Here is a 17493-nt window from a genome sequence, read left to right on the forward strand (position 1 = left end):
GCAGCGGTGGCGGACGATCTTTTCGACTTCAGTCCCGGAGCACAGGTCCCGCTCCAGGGCGCGGGCGGCCAGACCGCGGCGACGAACGCCCTCGCCTCGGCGGCGTACCGCGACAGTCCCGTGGACGAGATCCAGAAGGCCGACAACGACTGGTACAAGACCGAGGTGAAGGCGGGCAAGCTCTCGCTCTTCAAGCCCAACCTGGGCGAGGCCTTCTGCACCGCGGTCGAGGCCCGGATGCTCGGCGCCAAGCGCAAGCCCCTCGTCCAGTCCTTCGGCGCCGAACCCCAGACCGTGGTCGAGCACTGCCTGGCCGCCTCCCGCATCCGCAAGCAGCGCGACGCCAGGCTCCGCATGATCATGTTCGTGTGCGGCGTGGTCTTCCTGCCCGGCCTGCTGCTCTGGCTCGGCCTCTTCCAGTTCCGCAAGACCCTCGCCGGCAAGGAGGGCGACCGCAAGGCCACCTGGATGGGCACCGCCGTCCTGGTCGGCATCGGCATCGTCGCCGCCGTGGCCATGTTCCGGCTCCCGTTCACCGGCTTCTGGGGCTACTACCTCCGTGCCATGGTCATCGCCCCCGCCGTCGGCTGGCCGCTGGCCCGCCGGATCTGCGAGGCGACCGCCCGGGACATGCGGGCCCGCTGGGACGGCCTGCTCTCCGGCGGCGGCGTCGGCGCCAAGATCCCCGAGGCGGTGCCCGGCAACCCCGACGAGACCGCGGCCGAGGAGCTGCGCCGCCAGCTCGCCCGGCTCACCGCCGAGGACCGCAGCAACTCGGTCTTCTACGCCGGCCCCAAGGGGATACTCGGCATGGGCACCCGGTGGGGCAGCTGGCAGCTCGCCGAGGAACTGGCCCCCCGCACTCCCGGCACGGAGATCCACCCGTTCCGCAGCTGGGACGTCATCCGCATGATCGAGAAGCAGCTCACCCAGCTCGACCGCGGCCCCCTGCACACCGGCGGCTTCCCCGCCCCCTCGGTCAAGCACTGGATCGTCAGCCCGGTCGGCGAGGGCGCCAAGGAGGTGACCCGGCCGTCCGGCGAGGGCGCCGACAGCTTCCAGATCACCGGCCAGGAGATAACCCGGATCTGCAACGAGCAGCAGTTCGGCAGCGGGAACCGCCACTACCTCGGCGTGCAGTTCACCCTCTGGGACGGCCAGCTGGTGCTCACCATGCTGGTCACCGTCACCGTGCTCTACCAGACCCTGCGGGTGGAGGTCACCGGCCACGCCCTGGGGCCGGTCCACGGCCTGTTCACCACCAAGTCCGCGCCGAAGACCCACGAGGTCCCCAAGAGCATCCGCTTCTGGGAGACCGTCGAGGTCGTCGAGCCGCTCTGCGACACCAACGAGGTGGTCAGGCTCAGCGTCCGCGCCCTGCTCAGCTGGTACCCCCCGGTGCTGAACTTCCTGGGCGGCAAGATCGTCCTGCCCGAGCCGTTCGGCGTCCGCCACGTCTGGGCCGCCGCGCCCTGGCGCCACCGCTTCATGGCCGACGACGCGATGCGCGCCGCCACCCCGGTGCTGCGGGTGGTGCACTCCGCCGCGATGAAGGTGCTGGAGGAGAACGGCGTGGACACCGAGCGCTTCACCAACCGCTCGATGATCGTCAGCGGCCTGGTCCAGGACCCGTCCCCGCGCAAGGCGGACGTGTACGACGCGTAGCGCGCCCGGCGCGACGCGAGGGGGCCCGTACGGCGATCCGTACGGGCCCCCTCGCGTCCGGCACGGGCCGCCGGCCGGCGTCCGTCGCATCCGGCACCGGGCCGTCGCGTCCGGCGTCAGTCGTTCGGCCAGGCCTCCGCGAGCATCGCGCGGGTGTCCGCCAGCAGCTGCGGCAGCACCTTCGTGTGCCCCACCACCGGCATGAAGTTCGTGTCCCCGCCCCAGCGCGGCACGATGTGCTGGTGCAGGTGGGCGGCGATGCCGGCACCCGCCGCCGCCCCCTGGTTCATGCCGATGTTGAAGCCGTGCGCGCCCGACGCCTTCCGCAGCGCGACCATCGCCCGCTTGGTCAGGTCGGCGAGCTCCGCGGTCTCCGGGCCGTCCAGGTCGGTGTAGTCCGCCACGTGCCGGTACGGGACCACCATCAGGTGCCCGCCGTTGTACGGGTACAGGTTGAGCACCGCGTAGACGTGCCGGCCCCGCGCCACGACCAGGCCGTCCGTGTCGGACATGTCCGGGATCCCGCAGAACGGACACCCGTCGCCCGCCTCCGGGCCGGTGGGCTTGTTCTCGCCCTGGATGTACGCCATCCGGTGGGGCGTCCACAGCCGCTGGAACGCGTCCTGCACCCCGACACCGATCTGCTGCTCCGGCTCAGTCGTCATGCCATGCAGCATATGGCTTCGCCCCCGCGCGGCGTGTCGCCGGGGCGCACACCGGCCGGCCTGCGGCGATCCTGTCCGGATGGACCCTGTACCCGATCCCCGCCTGGAGCGCTGGGAGAGCCGTACCGAGCTGCCCCTGTTCCTGATCTCCCTGGCCTTCATCGCCGGATACGCGGTCCGCGTGCTGGTGCCCGACTCCGACCAGGCCCTGCGCGACGCCGGTCTCGCGGTCACCCTCGCGGCCTGGGTCTGCTTCGCCGGCGACTACGTCGTGCGCCTGGGGATCAGCGGCCGCCGCCCGCTCCGTTTCGCCCGCACCCACCTGCTCGACACCCTCGTCCTGATCCTGCCGCTGCTGCGCCCGCTGCGCATGGTGCAGGTCTACAACGTGCTCCAGAAGCGGCGCGACCAGCCCCGCCTGAGCCTGCACGCCCGGGTGATCGCGTACGCGAGCCTCTCCGCCGTGCTGCTGGGGTTCTCCGGAGCCCTGACCGTGTACGACCACGAGCACCTGGCCCCGGGCGCCTCGATCGTCACCTTCGGCGACGCGATCTGGTGGGTGTGCGCCACCCTCACCACCGTCGGGTACGGGGACGTGGTGCCGGTGACCCCGGTGGGCCGGACGGTCGCGGCCGGCCTGATGTTCGGCGGCCTGGCCCTGCTCGGGGCGGTGACCGGCTCCTTCTCGTCCTGGCTGATCCAGGTGTTCACCAGGGAGGACGAGAAGACCCCCGGGAAGTGACCTTCCCGGGGGTCTCGCGGAGAGCGGATCAGACCTGGACGCGGTCCTCGACGACCTTGACCAGCTTGGCCAGCGCCTCGTCCTTGGGGATGCCGTTCTCCTGCGAACCGTCGCGGTAGCGGAAGGAGACGGTGCCCGCGGCCATGTCCTCGTCACCGACGATGATCATGAACGGGACCTTGAGCTTCTGGTGGTTGCGGATCTTCTTCTGCATGCGGTCGGAGGAGGCGTCCACCTCGACCCGCAGGCCCTTCTTCTTCGCCTCGGCGGCGAACTCCTGGAGGTACTCGACGTGCGCGTCGCCGATCGGGATGCCGACCGCCTGCACCGGCGCCAGCCACGGCGGCATGGCACCCGCGTAGTGCTCCAGCAGCACCGCGAAGAACCGCTCGATGGAGCCGAACAGCGCGCGGTGGATCATGACGGGGCGCTGGCGCGAGCCGTCCGCGGCGGTGTACTCCAGGTCGAAGCGCTCCGGCAGGTTGAAGTCCAGCTGCACGGTCGACATCTGCCAGGTGCGGCCGATGGCGTCGCGCGCCTGCACCGAGATCTTCGGGCCGTAGAAGGCCGCGCCGCCCGGGTCGGGGGTCAGCGGGAGGCCCTGCTTCTCGGCGACCTGCTGGAGGACCGCGGTGGCCTCCTCCCAGACCTCGTCCGAGCCGACGAACTTCTCCGGGTCCTTGGTGGACAGCTCCAGGTAGAAGTCGGTCAGGCCGTAGTCGCGCAGCAGGTTCAGCACGAAGGTGAGGGTGCGGTCGAGCTCCTCGGCCATCTGCTCACGGGTGCAGTAGATGTGCGCGTCGTCCTGGGTGAAGCCGCGGGCCCGGGTCAGACCGTGCACGACGCCCGACTTCTCGTACCGGTACACGGTGCCGAACTCGAAGAGGCGCAGCGGCAGTTCACGGTACGAACGCCCGCGCGCGTCGAAGATCAGGTTGTGCATCGGGCAGTTCATGGGCTTGAGGTAGTAGTCGGTACCACCGTCGAGCTGCATGGGGGGGTACATGCCCTCCGCGTACCAGTCCAGGTGGCCGCTCTTCTCGAAGAGGGCGCCCTTGGTGGCGTGCGGCGAGTAGACGAACTCGTAGTTCTCCTCCTCGTGCCGCTTGCGGCTGTAGTCCTCCATCACCCGGCGGATGATGCCGCCGCGCGGGTGGAAGACGGCGAGGCCGGAGCCGATCTCGTCCGGGATGGAGAAGAGGTCCAGCTCGTTGCCGAGCTTGCGGTGGTCGCGCTTCTCGGCCTCGGCGAGGAAGTCGAGGTGGGCCTTCAGCTCCTCCTTCGACGGCCACGCGGTGCCGTAGATGCGCTGGAGCATCGGGTTCTTCTCGCTGCCGCGCCAGTAGGCGGCGGCGTTGCGCATCAGCTTGAACGCCGGGATGTTCCGGGTGGTGGGCAGGTGGGGACCGCGGCAGAGGTCCTTCCAGCACAGCTCGCCGGTCTTGGCGTCCAGGTTGTCGTAGATGGTCAGCTCGCCGGCGCCCACCTCGACGTTCGCGCCGTCGTCGGTGGAGGCCGAGCCCTTGATGCCGATGAGCTCCAGCTTGTACGGCTCGTCGGCGAGCTCCTCGCGGGCGGCCTCGTCGGTGACCACGCGGCGGGAGAAGCGCTGGCCGCGCTTCTGGATCTCCTGCATCTTCTTCTCGATGGCCTTGAGGTCATCGGGGGTGAAGGGCTTGGCCACGTCGAAGTCGTAGTAGAAGCCGTCCCGGACCGGCGGGCCGATGCCCAGCTTGGCCTCGGGGAACAGCTCCTGCACGGCCTGCGCCATGACGTGCGCGGTCGAGTGGCGCAGGATGTTCAGGCCGTCCTCGGAGGAGATCTCCACCGGCTCGACGGTCTCGCCGTCCGCGGGCTCGTACGAGAGGTCCTTCAGCTCGCCGGCCACGCGCGCGGCGATCACGGTGCGCTCGCCGGAGAAGAGGTCCGCCGCAGTGGTGCCCGTGGTCACCACGCGCTCTTCCCGCTCGGAATCGCGTTGGATGATCACACGGACGTCTGACACCGGTCTCTCCTGACTCTGGGGGCACCTCCGGGCGACTGCCCGGGGAGATCGCTACAGCGGTCACTGCGCGCCTGAATCGTACCGAGCCGACCGGCCCGCCCGCGAAACGGTTAACCCCCAGGTCCCGCCGTCAGTCCTCGCCGCACGCCTCCTCCAGGAAGTCCACGCCGTCCCCGCTGCCCTGGAGCGACTTCATCAGCCGGTCCCGCTCCACCTCGTCCAGCGGTACGGGAGCCACGTCCCGGGCGTCGGTCAGCCGCCGGAACCCGCCCCGGCGCTGCAGCCGCCCGGACAGCCGCACCGGCAGCCCGGCCAGGTGCGCGTGGCCCGCGACCTGGTACGCCTCCTCGTCGAGCGCGGCACGGACGTACGGCACCTCCGCCCCGGCCAGCACCCGCAGCCGTACGCTCCCGCCGCCCCGCGCGGACGCGCGCCGCATCCGCACCACCGTGCCCGCGATCCGCACCGGCACCGCCGGCTCGTCCCGCGTGTACCGCTCGCCCGCCTCCCGCAGCACTGGGAGGTCCCCCGGCGAGAACTCCACGGGCTCGGGCCGCACCGCGCACCCGGCGGGGGTCCCGGCCGCCGGCGCCCAGGCCAGCGCCACCCGCGCCCCCTCCGTGCCCCGCACCAGGGAGATCAGCGCCTCGGCCAGCTCCCGGCTCACCCCCGCCTCGACGGCCGCGTCGAAGGCCTCCATCCCGCCCGTGGCCCGCCGGTAGTCGACGGCCTCCCGGGCGGCGTGCAGCGCGTGGTGGAGCCGGATCACCGCGCCCCGGCCCCCGTCCACCGGCACGAAGGCGGTCAGCCGCGCCCCGCCGGGCGAGGGCCCGACCAGGACCCCCTCCAGGGCCCGCTCGGCCTGCGCCCGGTGACGCGCCCCGTGGTACCCGGCCCGCGCCCGGTCGGCCAGCGCCCCGGCGAGCAGCAGCCGGTGCGCGGCCTTCCGCAGCTGTTCCTGGGCGCCCCAGGAGGACTCCTCGCGCAGTCCGGGCGGGACCGCGCGCCACCAGCGGACCTCGTCGCTGGGCACGGTGAGTCCGTAGAGCACCTCGCGGGCGCCGGGCAGGGCGCTGCGCGACAGGGCGGTGAGGGCCTCGCCGAGCAGGTCCTCGCAGTCCGGGAAGCCGGTGCTCTCGGGCACGAGCAGGCTGGTGCCGCCGGGGCCGGCGCCGGGCGGCGTCCAGCGGCCGTACTTCCCGGCGGCTCCGCCCCTGCGCTGCCAGCCGTGGCGGTGCAGCAGGGCGCCGAGCACCGTCGGGTCGACGTCCGCGGCGGCCGGCCAGCGGGGCGCGGCGGCGGGGTGGGGCGGGGTCTCGTGGTGCGTCCAGTGCATCAAGGTCTCCCTCCGACCCCGACCCGGGTCATGATCTCGCAGAGCGCGCGGTCGTCGAAGATCCGGTCGGTGGGGATCCTGACGGTGGTCCTGCTCCGGCCGGTGACGGGGTGTCCGGCCAGGTTGGTCCAGTAGCAGCAGTGCCGCAGCCCGAGGGCGTCGTGCCCGGCGCCGATCCAGTCCTCCCGGGACCGGGGGACGAGCATCACGACGAGGATCTTGTGCACGGCGACGGGGGTGCGGGCGAGCTTGACCAGGTGGTCGTTGTCGAGGGTGAAGCCGAAGCTCGGCCCCGGCGGGCGGGGGGCCACCTGGTAGGTCGCCTTGAGCTGGACCTTGATGGTGACCTCGTCGTCGACGGTGTGGCCGTCGGAGCCGTGGCTGACGTGCCAGTCGATGCCGTTGTCCGGGAACGGCTGGGACAGCGAGCAGCCGGCCGCCGCGGCGACGGCGTGCAGGTAGCCCACCTGGAGGGTCTCCATGCAGGCGGTGGTGGCGAGGTTGCCCCGCAGCGGCTCCGTCCGCTCGGGTTGTACGAGCGCCATGGCTCCCCGTGCCTTCCGGGTCGTGTCTGCCGATCCATGACGACCGTTCAGGTGTACGGTCCCCCACCGGTGTTGTCTCCGCGACGGCCGTGCCGCAAACGGCGTACGGCGCCGGGGCCCCGGGTATCACGCTCTCGGGCAGGGCTGGCCGGATCGAAGGCGCGCGCCATCTGCCGATCGGGGACGAGGAGTTCGGACATGACGCGCTGGTACGAGGGGCCGCTGGCCGCATTTGACACCGAGACCACCGGGGTGGACGTCGAGCAGGACCGCATCGTCTCCGCGGCGGTGGTGGTCCAGGAGTGTGCGGGGGGCCGGGTCCGGGCCACCCGCTGGCTGGTCAACCCGGGCATCCCGGTGCCCCGCGAGGCCACCGACGTACACGGTCTGACCGATGACCACCTCCAGCGCAACGGCCGGTGGCCGGCGCCGGTGGTGGAGGAGATAGCCCGCACGCTGGCGGAGCAGACGGCGGCGGGCCGCCCGCTGGTGGTGATGAACGCGCCCTTCGACCTGACGCTGCTGGACCGGGAGTTGCGCAGGCACCGGGCGTCGTCGCTGTCGCGGTACCTCGACAACCGGCCGCTGACGGTGCTGGATCCGCGGGTGCTGGACAAGCACCTGGACCGGTACCGCAAGGGGCGGCGGACGCTGACGGACCTGTGCGCGCACTACGGCATAGCGCTGGAGGGCGCGCACGACGCGGCGGCGGACGCGGCGGCGTCGCTGGAGGTGGTCCGGGCGGTGGGGCGCAGGTTCGCGGCGCGGCTGGAGCGGCTGAGCCCGGCGGAGCTGCACGCCCTGCAGGCGGTCTGGCACGCGGCGCAGGCGCGGGGGCTCCAGGCGTGGTTCGCGCGGAACGGCTCGGAGGAGGCGGTGGACCCGCACTGGCCGCTGCGCCCGGAGGTGCCGGCGGCGGCGTGAGGTCCGGCGTGCTCCTGGGCCCGGCGTGCCCGTGGGCCCGGCGCGGGGAGCGGTGCCGGGGCGCGGGGAGGGAGCGGTGCCGGGAAGCGATGCGGGGCGCCGGGCGCGGGTGGCCGGGAGCGGGACGGAACCGGCGTACCACGGAAACGAGTTGAGGCCGGTCCGTCTGCTGACGGACCGGCCTCTCCCGGTGGGCGATACTGGGATCGAACCAGTGACCCCTTCGGTGTGAACGAAGTGCTCTCCCGCTGAGCTAATCGCCCGGGAACGAGTTGAACCATACAGGGCACGGGCGGGTGGTTCAAAACCCGGTCCTCAGGCGGCGTCCCGGCCGGCCGCCAGGTAGCGCGTCAGCCCGCGCCGTCCGGCGCGCATCATCAGCGCGTGGTTGGCGCGGAAGGCCGGCCGCGCGGGCACGGCGAGCCGCCGCATGAGGGGCTTGCGCACCACGACCTCCTGCTCGTAGACGGCCCGCGTGCCGCCGCCGGGGCCGGGGCGTACGGTCCACCGCGCCCAGCCGTCGAGGTCCCCGTCCATCGCCACCTCCAGCACGCCGGCCGCGGGGTCGTTGCGGCGTTCCGAGGCGGTGACGACCAGGTCGTACGGGAGGAGGGAGCGGAAGCGGGCGGTGCCGGCGCCCGCCCCGCCCGGGGCCACGCGGCGGACCTGGGGCCACCACTCGGGGTACCGTCCGGGCTCGGCGAGCACGGCGAAGACCCGGCCGGGCGGCGCGGGGAGCTCCCACACGCTGCGGAAGCGGTAGCGGCACCAGTCCATGGAGGGAGTCTGCGCGCCGGACGGGCCCGGCACTCGCCCGCGGCCGCCTTTCCCCCGCGCCCCCGGCTTCCGCGGGCCGCCCCCACCCGTACTCACGCGGGTCCCCGGGGAAATCTGAGTATCCGCACCCATGTTCCCGCCGGGTGACCGGCGCCACACTCCGGGGCATGGAAAACGTTCCGCCGCACATGCCGCCGCCCCAGGGGCCGCCGGGGCCCGGCGTACCGCCGCCCGCCGAGGAGCTCGTCCTGCTCGACCGGGAGCTGGTGCAGCTCGACGCGCGCCGCGCGCAGCTGCTGGCCCGCCGGGCCTGGCTGGTCTCCGTCCTGACGGCACCGGCCGCCGCGCCCTTCCCCGGGTGGCAGGCGCCGCCGGGCGCCGGTCCGGCGCGTGACGCGTCCGGGCCGAGCGCCCAGAACGTGCTGCTGACCCTGGGCGCGGTCCTGCTGACCATCGCCGCGTTCGCGTTCACGGTGGTGAGCTGGGGCTCTCTGGGCATCGGCGGCCGGGCCGCGGTGCTGGGCGTGGTGACCGCCGCGGCCCTGGCGGCGCCGGTGCCGCTGCTGCGCCGCGGGCTGCGGTCGACGGCCGAGTCGGTGGCCGGGCTGGGGCTGGCGCTGACGGTGCTGGACGCGTACGCGCTGTACGCGGTGGCGCTGCCGGGTACGGACGGCACGGCGTACACGGCGGGTGCGGCGGCGGTGCTGGCCGCGCTGTGGACGGCCTACGGGCTGGCGCTGGGTGCGCTGCGGCTGCCGGTGCCGGTGGCGCTGGTGACGGCCCAGCTGCCGCTGCCGCTGGGTGCGGTGGCGGCCGGGGCCCCGGCGCAGGCCGTGGGCTGGGCCCTGCTGGGGACCGCGGTGCTGGACGCGGCGGTGGCTCTGTGGTGGCGGGACCGGTTCGTGCGGGTGCTCGCGGCGGTGGCCGGTGCGGCGACGGGTGGCTGGGCGCTGCTGGGTGCGCTGTGGCTGTCGCTGGCGGCCGGGGATCCGGCGGCGGCGGTGGCACCGGGGGCGCTGCTGCTGGGTGGTGCCGTGCTGGCGCTGGCCGTGGCGTTCCGGGTGCCGGAGCAGGGCGCGGTGCCGCTGGCCGGGCTGGCGGGCGCGGCCGCGGTGGCGGCGCTCGGCGGGGTGCCGCGGGCGGCGCTGCCGGACGGCTGGGCGGTGCTGCCGTACCTGGTCTGCGCGGTGCCGCTGCTGCTGCTCCTCCGCGTGGCCGTGCTGCGCGCGGGGGTGCGGCGCGGGCTGGCGGGTGCGGGGGCGGGCGTGGCGGTGCTGGGCGCGCTGTCGGCGCTGCCCGCGGTGCTGCTGGCGCTGGCGCTGCCGGTCGAGGTGTGGGGCGGTGTGTGGGCGGGCCGGGTGCCGGTGTCCTCCGACGTCCGGGTGGTGGGGATGCAGGCCGCGCCGGTGGTGCTGCTCGTGGTGGCGGGCCTGGCCGGGCCCTGGGTGCGGCGGCGGGCCGAGGCGGGGGCGGCGGTGGTCGTCCTGGTCTGGGCGGCCCTCTTCACGGCCTCCGCGGTGCTGCCGCTGGCCCACCCGGTGGTGCTCGCCTGGCAGGTGCTGCTGACCGCCCTGGCCGTGGGGTACGCCCTGCGGGCCGGCGGACCGGTGACGGGGGCGCTCGGGCGGTCCGTGGCCGCGGAGGCGTGCGCGGTGGCCGGTGCGGCGAGCGTGTCGGTGCTGTCGCTGGCGGGGAAGCCGGGCACCTTCGCGGTGCTGGGGGCCTTCCTGGCGCTGTTCGCGGCCGCCGCCTTCGCGGGGCGGGGGCCGGTGGGGGCGCGGTCGGTGGCCGCGGTGCTGTCCGTCGGCTACGCGACCGGGGTGCTGCTCGCCCTGGGGCGGGCCCTCGACCTGCCGGCTGCCCCGACGGCGCTGCTGGTGCTGGTGGTGCCGGTGGTGGTGGCCCTGGCCGCGGTGGCGCCGGCGGCGCGCCCGGTGCGGGTGCCGTTCGAGGTGGCCGGCGCGGGTGCGGGGGTGCCGGCCGTGGCGCTGGCCCTGCCGGACCTGCCGGTGCTGGCCCTGGTGCTGGCGCTGCTCGGGGTGGTCTGCGCGGGGACCGCCGTACGGGCCGACCGACGGCCGGTGGGGTACGCGGCGGGGGCGCTCTTCCTGCTGGCCGCCTGGGTGCGGCTGGCGGCCTCGGGGGTGACCGTGCCGGAGGCGTACACCCTGCCGGTGACGGTGCCCGCGCTGGTGGTGGGCCTGCTGCGGCGCCGGCGCGACCCCGGGGCGGGGTCCTGGACGGCGTACGGGCCCGGGCTGGCCGCGACGCTGGTGCCGAGCCTGGTCGCCGCGTGGGGCGACGCGCACTGGCTGCGGCCGCTGCTGCTGGGGCTTGCCGCCCTGGTGGTGACGCTGCTCGGCGCGCGGTACAAGCTGCGGGCGCCGCTGCTGCTGGGCGGGGCGGTGCTGGCCCTGGACGCGCTGCACGAGCTGGCGCCGTACGTCGTCCAGGTCGCGGACGCGCTGCCGCGCTGGATGCCGCCGGCGCTGGCCGGGGTGCTGCTGCTGGTGGTGGGCGCGACGTACGAGCGGCGCCTGCGGGACGCGCGGCGGGTCCGGGAGGCGCTGGGCCGCATGAAGTGACGCGGGAACGCCGAAGGCCCGGAGACTCTCACGAGTCTCCGGGCCTTCGGTCCGGGTGGGCGATACTGGGATCGAACCAGTGACCCCTTCGGTGTGAACGAAGTGCTCTCCCGCTGAGCTAATCGCCCCGGCGCACCTCAAACATTACCGCATGTCAGAGGGTGCCCGGGACCACGGAGGCGCCGGGCACCCGCGGGGTCACTCGGCGGCGTTCCACGGCATGGCGAAGCCGACCCTCCACAGGTAGATCCCCAGCGCCGCCAGGGTGATCACCAGGCCGATGGAGGTCAGGATGATGTTGCGGCGCCGGACCTTCGGGTCGAGCGCCTTCTGCGCGGCCTCGGTCACCTTCCGCTTGGTCCAGCGCAGGACGAGCTGCGCCCAGACGAACTCGGTCGCCCAGATCGCCATGCCCGCGAAGATCACCAGCCAGCCGGGGCCGGGCAGCGGGAGCATGATGACGCCCGCGACCACGACGGCCAGGCCCACGATGAAGACGCCGACCTGCCAGCTGAGGTGCAGGGTGCGGCGTGCCTTGATGAATTCCGGCGCGCGCGAGCCGAGCGGCGCCTCTTCCGTCTCTGCGGCCGGGTTCCGGGTGTCCCCGCGGCCGTCACTCCCCGTGTTCATGGGAGCAAACCTACCGGAGCTCCAAGCACAGGTGAACGGGCTGCGGGATCCGCCGTACGAGGTACCTGAACGCCCGCAAAACGGTCAGAGGGGTTTACAACGGCACCGTAGGTGGCATGTCGATTTCGCCGACGTGCGAATCCCCGAGCGCACACTGAGCGAAAGGCCCTGGCGCTTATGAACACCACGGTCAGCTGCGAGCTGCACCTGCGCCTCGTTGTGTCGAGCGAGTCCTCACTGCCTGTACCCGCGGGCCTGCGGTATGACACGGCCGACCCCTACGCCGTGCACGCCACCTTCCACACCGGCGCCGAGGAGACGGTCGAGTGGGTCTTCGCCCGCGACCTCCTCGCGGAGGGCCTGCACCGGCCCACCGGTACCGGAGACGTCCGCGTCTGGCCGTCCCGGAGCCACGGTCAGGGCGTCGTCTGCATCGCCCTGAGCTCACCGGAGGGAGAAGCCCTGCTCGAAGCCCCCGCGAGGGCCCTGGAGTCGTTCCTGAAGCGGACCGACGCGGCGGTGCCACCCGGCACCGAGCATCGCCACTTCGACCTCGACCAGGAGCTCTCCCACATCCTGGCGGAAAGCTGAGCCAGGGCGAGAGCCGCCCGACACCGTCCGACTCGGGGCGACGGTGTGGGCCGGACAACCACATACGGCAGTGCCGGCGCTGTTCCGCGGAAGCCACCCGCGCGGACGGCGCCGGTGCGCTTTTTCCAGGGGACGCTATTGTTCGGCGACATCGGCGGGCACCGGCTCGCAGGCGGCCCCAGGGAGCGAGAACCCCATGCAGATCCCCCACGACACGCGTCGCGCGCTCGACGTCGTCGTCGATCTGGTGAACACCGCGCCCGATCCGGGCGGGCCCGACGGGCTGGCCGACCTCGGGGCGCTGCGCGAGTTCGTACGGGAGCACGAGATCAGCGACGTCGGGGTGCTCGGCGCCCGCGACCTCGCGGGGGTGCGGACGGTACGCGGCCTGTTCGGGCAGATCTTCGCGGCCGGCACCGACCGCGTGGCGGCCGGCGTGATCAACGAACTGGTGGCCGCGGCCGGCACCACACCCCGCCTGACCGACCACGACGGCTACGACTGGCACGTGCACTACTTCGCCCCCGGCGCCTCCGTCGGGGACCACATCGCCGCGGACTGCGGGATGGCCCTGGCCTTCATCGTGGTCTCGGGCGAGCGGGAGCGGCTGCGCCGGTGCGAGGCGCCGGACTGCCGCCGGGCCTTCGTCGACCTGTCCCGCAACCGGTCGCGCCGCTACTGCGACTCCCGCACCTGCGGCAACCGCCTGCACGTGGCCGCGTACCGCGCCCGGCGCAAGGAAGCCGCCGAGTAGCAGCCGGCACCCCGGCCCCTCCCCCGCCCTAGAGCAGGAAGAGGTCGTGCGTGGCGGCGAGCAGCAACAGGGTGCCGATCACCGCCAGGAAGATCATCAACGGCGGCTGGGAGAGCGCGAAGAGGCAGCCGCGCTGGTCTTCCGGAGGAACGATGGTGGCGGGCTCGCCCCGCGATGTGTCCGGCATCTCGGGGCGAATGATGACGCAGCCCCTCCCCGCCGCCACCCCAACACGCCAGAACCACGCGGCAGTTCGCTAGATCCCGTGCTTCTTCAGAATCGCTTCGATGTCGGAGAAGTCATCCGCGGGGGTGACCGCCGGAGCGCCCGCCTTCGGCTGCGGGCGGGATGCGGCGGGCGCCGCGGCAGGCGCGACGGCCGCGGGGGTCGTGCCGGAGGCGGCCGCCCTGCGGTCCTTGCGGGTGCCGGTGCCGCGGCGCTCCACGGCGCGGGTGGTGGCGAGCAGCACCCAGGCCAGGCCGAGGAGTCCGAAGCCGATCCAGACACCGGGGTTGAAGACGATGCCGCCGACCCACTCCACGAGGCCGGTCATCACCAGCGCCACGGGCACCAGCGAGTAGGCCGCGATGCGGGTCGCCGCCCGGTACCGCTTGCGGTAGGCGGTGAGCGCGGCGATGCCCAGGCCCGCCGCGGACACCGCGGAACATATGGTCTCGGCAAGCATGCGGTCCCTCCAGCTGTGGTGTGGCGCGCGGGCGGGCGTTTCCGCCCCTTCCATCCTGCACCGGGCCGGTGCGCCCGGGCCACGGATCGGGGCCCGTGGCGGCGCATCTCCGGGAGATCTCCGGGGCGTCTCGGGGTCGGTCTCCTCCTCAAGGAGGGTCTGGGAGACTGACCCCATGAGCGATTCCCAGCCTTCCGGCGCCCCCGGTCCCGTCGTCCTCGAGGTCTGGTGCGAACTCCAGTGCCCCGACTGCCGCACCGCCCTGGACGACGTGCGCGCCCTGCGGGCCCGGTACGGCGACCGGATGGACATCCGGCTGCGGCACTTCCCCCTGGAGAAGCACAAGCACGCCTTCGCCGCGGCCCAGGCCGTGGAGGAGGCCGTGGAGCAGGGCCAGGGCTGGCCGTACGCGGAGGCCGTGCTCGCCCGCACCGAGGAGCTGGAGCGCCGGGGCGAGGCCTTCCTCGTCCAGACGGCGAAGGAACTCGGGCTGGACGCCGAGGAGTTCGACACCGCGCTGATCGACGGCCGGCACATCCTGATCGTGGACGCCGACCAGGCCGAGGGCAAGGCGATCGGCGTCACCGGCACCCCGACGTACGTGATCGACGGCGAGCGCCTGGACGGCGGCAAGAGCCAGGAGGGTCTCCGCGAGCGCATCGAGGAGATCGCCGACCGCCTGCTGGCCGGCTAGCCGGCCGCCCCGGGATCCCCGGCCGCGACGCGCCCCGTGCCGGGCGCGGCGCGGCCGTTCCTCCGCCGGGTCAGATCAGCGGCTTCGTGAAGTTGTGCTGGACGATCCGGTACCCGAGGGACTCGTAGAGCCGCCGGGCCGGGGTGTTCGACACCAGGACGTGCAGGCCGATGAGCCGGGCGCGGCCGGCCAGGGCGGCCCCCTCGGCGAGCAGCATCAGCGAACGCCCGTGGCCGCGCCCGCGGTGCGCCGCGTCCACCGCCACGTCGAAGACGTACGCGCCGGGGTCCCCCGGCAGGCCGGCGACGCCGAAGCCCACCCACACGTGCCCGACGGGCACACCCCCGCTCTCCAGCACGGAGAAGGACGTACCGGGGGTGTCGAGGCCCCGCGGCAGCCGCTCCTCGTGCGCCTCGCGCGACCGGGCGAGCGCCGCCCCGGGCGGCAGGCCGCGCCCCCGCCAGACCTCCGCGTACCCCTCGACGGCCGGGCCGAGCCAGGCCTCGAACTCCCCGGCGGTCATCGGCCGGCCCGTGTCGCCCGCGGGGAGCGCCGGCGGCCGGGCGGAGACGCGTTTGACCATGTGGCGGCCGGTCTCGGTGTAGCCGAGGGCCCCGGCCATCCGGCGCGCCTCGGCGGCGTCGCCGGGGACCGCGACGTCGATCCGGCGGCAGCCCCAGCCGCGCAGCACCTCCTCGGCGGCGAGCGCCGCGACCGTGCCGCGGCCGCGCCGCCGGTCCGGGCGGTCGATCCACAGCCCGCGGATCAGGCCCACGGCGGGGCCGGCGGCCGGATCGGCGGCCAGCTCCACCTTCCCGACGACGCGGCTGTTGACGCGGACCTCGTACGGGCGCGAACGCGCCCCTTCCGCGGTGCTCTGGAGCGGCCCGGCCGGCCGCAGGGTCGTGGTCATCACGCCTGTTGTACCCGCCGGCGGGCCCGCCCGTCACCGGTGCGTGAGGGCCCGGTCCCGGACTCCCCCGCTACGCGGGGTCGGTGTCCTGGGCCGCCCGCTCGTCGAAGATGCGCATGGCCTTGGCCGTGACGGGGCCGGGGGCGGCGGCCAGCTCGCGGCCGTCGACCCGGTGGACGCCCTGCACGTCGCGCAGCGTCGAGGTCAGGAAGATCTCGTCGGCGCGCTCCAGCACGTCGAACGGCAGGTCGGTCTCGTGCGCCCCGGTCCACTCGACGGCCAGGGCGCGGGTGATCCCGGCGAGGCAGCCCGAGGGGACCGGCGGGGTGTGCAGCTCGCCGTCCAGGACCACGAACACGTTGGAGCCGGTGCCCTCGCAGAGCTGCCCCACGGTGTTGGCGAAGAGCGCCTCGGAGGCACCCGCCTCGTGTGCCTTGGCCAGGGCGACCACGTTCTCCGCGTACGAGGTGGTCTTCAGGCCCGCGAGGGCGCTGCGCTCGTTGCGCACCCACGGGACGGTGATCACGGCGGTGGTGTCGGGGCGCCGGGTGGTCTCGCCGAGGGCCACGACCAGCGTGGGGCCGGTCTCGCCGCGGTCGGAGCCGAGGGGCGACAGTCCGCCGGTGTAGGTGATGCGCAGCCGGCCGAGCGGCATCGGGTTGGCCTCCAGGACGGCGGCGCAGGCGCGGCGCACCTCGTCGAGGTCCGGGTCGGGCAGGCCGAGGCCGCGCGCGCTGCGGGTCAGCCGGTCCAGGTGGCGGGTGAGCGCGAAGGCCTCCCCGTCCACGGCCTTGAGCGTCTCGAAGACGCCGTCCCCCACGGTCAGCCCGTGGTCGAAGACGGAAACCCGGGCGTTCTCGGCGTCCCGCAGCTGCCCGTCGAGCCAGATCCTCACCGTACGGTCCCTTCACTCGCCTGGTACGTACCCGACGCTACCGCGAGCAGCCGGGCGGCCTTCAGTTCGGTCTCGGCCCACTCGCGCTCGGGGTCGGAGCCCCAGGTGATGCCGGCGCCGGTGCCGAAGCGGAGCCGGGGGCCGCCGGGGGCCTCCCGGTCGATCCAGAAGGTCCGGATGCCGACGGCGAGCTCGCCGGTGCCGCGGTCGGCGTCGACCCAGCCGATGCCTCCGCAGTACGGGCCGCGCGGCGCGGTCTCCAGGGCCTCGATGATCCGCAGGGCGGAGGACTTGGGGGCGCCGGTGACGGAGCCGGGCGGGAAGGTGGCCGCCAGCAGCTCGGGCCAGCCCGCGCCGTCGGCCAGCTCGCCGCGGACGGTGGAGACCAGGTGGACCAGTCCCGGGTGCTCCTCCACGGCGCACAGCTCGGGGACGGTCACGGAACCGGTGGCGCAGACGCGGCCGAGGTCGTTGCGGACCAGGTCCACGATCATCACGTTCTCGGCGTGGTCCTTGGGGAGGAGGTCCTCGGCGGTGCGGCCGGTGCCCTTGATCGGTCCGGACTCCACGGTGCGGCCGGTGCGGCGCAGGAAGAGCTCGGGCGAGGCGGTGGCGATCTCCACGCCGTGCGCGGGGAGCCGAATCGTTCCTGCGTAGGGGGCCGGGTTGCCCCGGGCCAGCAGGGCGGTGAGGGCGTCCACGTCGGCGCCGTCGGCCCCGGGGAGCGGTGCGGACAGCACGCGGCAGAGGTTGGCCTGGTAGACCTCGCCGCGCGCGATGTGGGCGCGGATGGCCCGTACGCCGGCCACGTAGGCCTCGCGGTCCAGGGAGGAGGTCCAGGACGACGGCTCGGGCCCCCGCCAGGCGCCCGGGACGGGTGCGGGGACGGGGTCGGGGCGTATGTCTCCGAAGCGCGCGCACACGAGGCGGCCCTCGAAGTCGGCCGCCACGGCCCAGAAGCCGGCCGAGTCCAGCGCGGAGGGGTCGCCCGTGACGTCACGGAGGTCGGTCGCGATGAGGCCGCCGAAGCGGGCCATGGGAGGCAGGTGCTGCACGGCTGTGAGTCTAGGACGGGTGGGGTGGGGAC

General features: G+C 74.1%; 18 protein-coding genes and 2 tRNA genes. 7 read left to right on the forward strand and 13 right to left on the reverse strand.

Annotated features, from left to right (window positions below; genetic code table 11):
* Nucleotides 1-6: 6 nt before the first annotated feature.
* The gene (locus ACIQUR_RS20000; RefSeq protein ID WP_403665836.1) at nt 7-1665 is read left to right on the forward strand and encodes a hypothetical protein; all 1659 of its coding nucleotides are present in this window, start codon (nt 7-9) and stop codon (nt 1663-1665) included.
* A 116-nt stretch (nt 1666-1781) separates the two neighbouring features.
* Here ACIQUR_RS20000 and ACIQUR_RS20005 read toward each other — a convergent pair whose 3' ends face one another.
* Entirely contained in the window at nt 1782-2342 is a 561-nt protein-coding gene (locus ACIQUR_RS20005) for an HIT family protein (RefSeq protein ID WP_403665838.1), read from the reverse strand.
* 67 nt (nt 2343-2409) lie between these two features.
* Between ACIQUR_RS20005 and ACIQUR_RS20010 the strand changes: the two genes are divergently transcribed.
* Nucleotides 2410-3072, forward strand: coding sequence for a potassium channel family protein (locus ACIQUR_RS20010; RefSeq protein ID WP_403665840.1), 663 nt, complete (start codon nt 2410-2412; stop codon nt 3070-3072).
* A gap of 28 nt (nt 3073-3100) precedes the next feature.
* On the opposite strand, the gene thrS is transcribed toward ACIQUR_RS20010, so the two are convergent.
* The 3 genes from thrS to ACIQUR_RS20025 form a co-directional block, all read right to left on the reverse strand.
* Nucleotides 3101-5077, reverse strand: a complete 1977-nt coding sequence (thrS, locus tag ACIQUR_RS20015) for a threonine--tRNA ligase (protein WP_403665842.1) — start codon at nt 5075-5077, stop codon at nt 3101-3103.
* 130 nt (nt 5078-5207) lie between these two features.
* On the reverse strand, nt 5208-6413 hold the full coding sequence (locus tag ACIQUR_RS20020) for a hypothetical protein (RefSeq protein WP_403665844.1): 1206 nt from the start codon (nt 6411-6413) through the stop codon (nt 5208-5210).
* Nucleotides 6413-6958 carry a DUF4365 domain-containing protein gene (locus tag ACIQUR_RS20025; RefSeq protein WP_403665846.1) on the reverse strand — a complete coding sequence of 182 codons (546 nt, stop codon included), beginning with the start codon at nt 6956-6958 and terminating at the stop codon, nt 6413-6415. The genes ACIQUR_RS20020 and ACIQUR_RS20025 overlap by 1 nt, the downstream gene beginning before the upstream one ends.
* A gap of 198 nt (nt 6959-7156) precedes the next feature.
* Between ACIQUR_RS20025 and ACIQUR_RS20030 the strand changes: the two genes are divergently transcribed.
* Nucleotides 7157-7882, forward strand: coding sequence for a 3'-5' exonuclease (locus tag ACIQUR_RS20030; RefSeq protein WP_403665848.1), 726 nt, complete (start codon nt 7157-7159; stop codon nt 7880-7882).
* 191 nt (nt 7883-8073) lie between these two features.
* Here the strand turns inward: ACIQUR_RS20030 and ACIQUR_RS20035 are convergent.
* Nucleotides 8074-8145 (reverse strand) — tRNA-Val (locus tag ACIQUR_RS20035).
* A 52-nt stretch (nt 8146-8197) separates the two neighbouring features.
* Nucleotides 8198-8659: an SRPBCC family protein gene (locus ACIQUR_RS20040; protein WP_403665850.1), complete on the reverse strand. Its 462-nt coding sequence runs from the start codon at nt 8657-8659 to the stop codon at nt 8198-8200.
* Nucleotides 8660-8826: 167 nt separating this feature from the next.
* On the opposite strand from ACIQUR_RS20040, the gene ACIQUR_RS20045 reads away from it, so the two are divergent.
* On the forward strand, nt 8827-11244 hold the full coding sequence (locus ACIQUR_RS20045; protein WP_403665852.1) for an SCO7613 C-terminal domain-containing membrane protein: 2418 nt from the start codon (nt 8827-8829) through the stop codon (nt 11242-11244).
* A gap of 56 nt (nt 11245-11300) precedes the next feature.
* Here the strand turns inward: ACIQUR_RS20045 and ACIQUR_RS20050 are convergent.
* A tRNA-Val gene (locus ACIQUR_RS20050) sits at nt 11301-11372 on the reverse strand.
* Nucleotides 11373-11442: 70 nt separating this feature from the next.
* The gene (locus ACIQUR_RS20055) at nt 11443-11874 is read right to left on the reverse strand and encodes a TIGR02611 family protein (protein ID WP_403665854.1); all 432 of its coding nucleotides are present in this window, start codon (nt 11872-11874) and stop codon (nt 11443-11445) included.
* Between the two features lie 177 nt (nt 11875-12051).
* Between ACIQUR_RS20055 and ACIQUR_RS20060 the strand changes: the two genes are divergently transcribed.
* Complete coding sequence (locus ACIQUR_RS20060; RefSeq protein ID WP_004002642.1) at nt 12052-12465, forward strand: SsgA family sporulation/cell division regulator; 414 nt, start codon at nt 12052-12054, stop codon at nt 12463-12465.
* A 196-nt stretch (nt 12466-12661) separates the two neighbouring features.
* Complete coding sequence (locus tag ACIQUR_RS20065) at nt 12662-13219, forward strand: CGNR zinc finger domain-containing protein (protein WP_403665856.1); 558 nt, start codon at nt 12662-12664, stop codon at nt 13217-13219.
* Between the two features lie 28 nt (nt 13220-13247).
* Here ACIQUR_RS20065 and ACIQUR_RS20070 read toward each other — a convergent pair whose 3' ends face one another.
* Together ACIQUR_RS20070 and ACIQUR_RS20075 are read right to left on the reverse strand one after the other, a co-directional pair.
* Nucleotides 13248-13406 (reverse strand): hypothetical protein, encoded by a 159-nt coding sequence (locus ACIQUR_RS20070; RefSeq protein ID WP_403665858.1) that lies wholly within the window; start codon nt 13404-13406, stop codon nt 13248-13250.
* A 69-nt stretch (nt 13407-13475) separates the two neighbouring features.
* On the reverse strand, nt 13476-13904 hold the full coding sequence (locus ACIQUR_RS20075) for a hypothetical protein (protein WP_403665860.1): 429 nt from the start codon (nt 13902-13904) through the stop codon (nt 13476-13478).
* A 175-nt stretch (nt 13905-14079) separates the two neighbouring features.
* Between ACIQUR_RS20075 and ACIQUR_RS20080 the strand changes: the two genes are divergently transcribed.
* The gene (locus tag ACIQUR_RS20080) at nt 14080-14598 is read left to right on the forward strand and encodes a DsbA family protein (protein WP_403665862.1); all 519 of its coding nucleotides are present in this window, start codon (nt 14080-14082) and stop codon (nt 14596-14598) included.
* Between the two features lie 70 nt (nt 14599-14668).
* On the opposite strand, the gene ACIQUR_RS20085 is transcribed toward ACIQUR_RS20080, so the two are convergent.
* The 3 genes from ACIQUR_RS20085 to ACIQUR_RS20095 all read right to left on the reverse strand — a co-directional run bounded on the left by ACIQUR_RS20085 (nt 14669) and on the right by ACIQUR_RS20095 (nt 17461).
* Nucleotides 14669-15511, reverse strand: a complete 843-nt coding sequence (locus tag ACIQUR_RS20085; protein WP_403665864.1) for a GNAT family N-acetyltransferase — start codon at nt 15509-15511, stop codon at nt 14669-14671.
* Nucleotides 15512-15581: 70 nt separating this feature from the next.
* A complete protein-coding gene (locus ACIQUR_RS20090; protein WP_403665866.1) occupies nt 15582-16406 on the reverse strand; it encodes an aminotransferase class IV in 825 nt (274 codons plus the stop codon).
* Entirely contained in the window at nt 16403-17461 is a 1059-nt protein-coding gene (locus tag ACIQUR_RS20095; protein ID WP_403665868.1) for a chorismate-binding protein, read from the reverse strand. Before ACIQUR_RS20095 ends, ACIQUR_RS20090 begins: the two co-directional genes overlap by 4 nt.
* Nucleotides 17462-17493: the final 32 nt, after the last annotated feature.

This window comes from Streptomyces sp. NPDC101132 (assembly GCF_044759225.1).
GTDB lineage: Bacteria > Actinomycetota > Actinomycetes > Streptomycetales > Streptomycetaceae > Streptomyces.